Raw genomic sequence first — 2,394 nt, 5'->3', positions numbered from 1 at the left:
GGTCACGCTGCTCTCCCTCAGTCCCGCTGTTTGCGGGACAGCCCCCTCACCAGAGGGGACCTAGGGAAAGGGTCAGAACTCGCGGTTCTTGCGGTAGAACTGGATCAGGCTCTGGGTGGAGGCGTCCTGGGCGGCCAGGGCGTCGTCATCCTGGGAGATGGCCGGGGTGATCTGCTTGGCCAGCTGCTTGCCGAGCTCCACGCCCCACTGGTCGTAGGAGTCGAGGCCCCACACAGTACCTTCGACGAAGGTGATGTGCTCGTACAGGGCGATGAGCTCGCCGAGGGCGAACGGGGTCAGGGCCACGCCGAAGATGGAGGTGGTCGGACGGTTGCCGGTGAACACGCGGGCGGGGACGATCTCCTCCGGAGTGCCCTCGGCGCGGACCTCGTCGGCGGTCTTGCCGAAGGCGAGGGCCTTGGTCTGCGCGAAGTAGTTGCCGAGGAACAGCTCGTGCACGTCCTGGTCGCCGTCCTTGGTCGGGTTCGGGGTGTTGACGAACGCGATGAAGTCGGCCGGGATGAGCTGGGTGCCCTGGTGGATCAGCTGGTAGAAGGCGTGCTGGCCGTTGGTGCCGGGCTCGCCCCAGAAGATCTCGCCGGTCTCGGTGGTGACCGGGGTGCCGTCCCAACGCACGGACTTGCCGTTGGACTCCATGGTCAGCTGCTGCAGGTAGGCCGGGAAGCGGTGCAGGTACTGGTCGTACGGCAGCACGGCGTGGGAAGCGGCCTTGAAGAAGTTGCGGTACCAGACGTTCAGCATGCCGAGCAGCACGACGACGTTCTTCTCGAACGGGGTGTTGGCGAAGTATTCGTCGATCTCGTGGAAGCCGTGCAGGAACTCCTCGAAGCGGGCCGGTCCGAAGACCACGGCCAGGGAGGTGCCGACGGCGGAGTCGACGGAGTAACGGCCGCCGACCCAGTTCCAGAAGCCGAACGCGTTGTTCGGGTCGATGCCGAACTCCTCGACCTTCTCCAGGTTGGTGGAGACGGCGACGAAGTGCTTCTTGATGGCCTCGGCGCGCTGAGCGGCGTCGCCCTCGGCGATGGCGCCGTTGGCAACGAGCTCCTCAAGCAGCCAGGTGCGGGCTTCGCGGGCGTTGGTCAGGGTCTCCAGGGTGGTGAAGGTCTTGGAAACGATGATGAACAGGGTGGTCTCCGGGTCGAGGCCCTTGGTCTTCTCGGCCAGGTCGTTCGGGTCGATGTTGGAGATGTAGCGGGCGGAGATGCCGGCGTCCGCGTACGGCTTCAGGGCTTCGTACGCCATGACGGGGCCCAGGTCGGAACCGCCGATGCCGATGTTGACCACGGTCTCGATCTTGCGGCCGGTCACGCCGGTCCACTTGCCGGAGCGCACGTCATCGGCGAAGGCGTAGATCTTGTCGAGGGTCTCGCGCACGTCCTTGACGGTGTCCTGACCGTCAACGATGTACTTGCCCTCGTCCTCGACCGGGCGGCGCAGCGCGGTGTGCAGCACAGCGCGATCCTCGGTGTTGTTGATGTGCACGCCGGTGTACATGGCCTTGATGCGGTCGCCGAGCTTGACTTCGTCGGCGAGGAAGGCGAACAGGCGCAGGGTCTCCGGCTTGATCAGGTTCTTGGACAGGTCGAAGTGCAGATCGCCGGCGTCGAAGCTGAGCTCCTTGACGCGGTCGGAATCTTCGGCGAACCACTTCTTGAGGTCGATGCCCTCGGCCTGAAGCTCGTCATAGTGCTTCTGCAACGCAACCCACGCAGGGGTCTTGGTGGCGTCAACAGGAGGATTGATTGCCATGGAATATTCCTTTCCTCGGTGACTGGAGCATCCTTGCACACAGCTCAGAATCACTCCGTATCACCAAACAGAATACTCACAAATTCAGACATGAACAGAACAAAAACATTCAGTGTCTGGATAGTGTCATCCATGGAAACTACGTTGCGCGGCAGTACCAAGCACATCTGCGGGCCATCTACCCGTGCAGTCCGCGGTACGAATCCGGTACGAATCCGGTACGAATCTGGTACAGATCCGGTACAGCGACGGCATAGGACCCGCACGAACCATGACGCGAACGACGACGCGAACCACGACACAGACACCACGCTCGTTTGGCTTTTTCCACGGCATGCCTTACACTTATTGTTTTGTGCGCGGGTGGCGAACGCCTTCCGCGAGACAAGCCACTTTAGCTCAGTCGGTAGAGCGGCTCACTCGTAATGAGCAGGTCGTCAGTTCGATTCTGACAAGTGGCTCGACTGCCCTAGGTTGGTTCGTCCGCCTAGGGTTTTGCATATGGAACTGTGGGCTGACGGTTTCCGCCCGCCTGCAGCCAAGCGGTATGCAACAATGCGCGAGTGGCGGAATTGGTAGACGCGCAGGATTTAGGTTCCTGTGTCTTAGACGTGTGGGTTC

General features: G+C 62.1%; 1 protein-coding gene and 1 tRNA gene. One reads left to right on the top strand and one right to left on the bottom strand.

Translation table 11 applies throughout. From position 1 onward, the window contains the following. Positions 1-72: 72 nt before the first annotated feature. Positions 73-1,773: a glucose-6-phosphate isomerase gene (gene pgi / locus BW14_RS09835; protein WP_044089576.1), complete on the bottom strand. Its 1,701-nt coding sequence runs from the start codon at positions 1,771-1,773 to the stop codon at positions 73-75. A 388-nt stretch (positions 1,774-2,161) separates the two neighbouring features. On the opposite strand from pgi, the gene BW14_RS09830 reads away from it, so the two are divergent. After that, positions 2,162-2,234, top strand: a tRNA-Thr gene (locus BW14_RS09830). The last annotated feature ends 160 nt before the right edge of the window (positions 2,235-2,394 follow it).

Origin of the sequence: Bifidobacterium sp. UTBIF-68, from assembly GCF_006408855.1 — a bacterium.
Taxonomy (GTDB): domain Bacteria; phylum Actinomycetota; class Actinomycetes; order Actinomycetales; family Bifidobacteriaceae; genus Bifidobacterium; species Bifidobacterium reuteri.
This window is presented reverse-complemented; position numbering and strand designations above follow the sequence as displayed.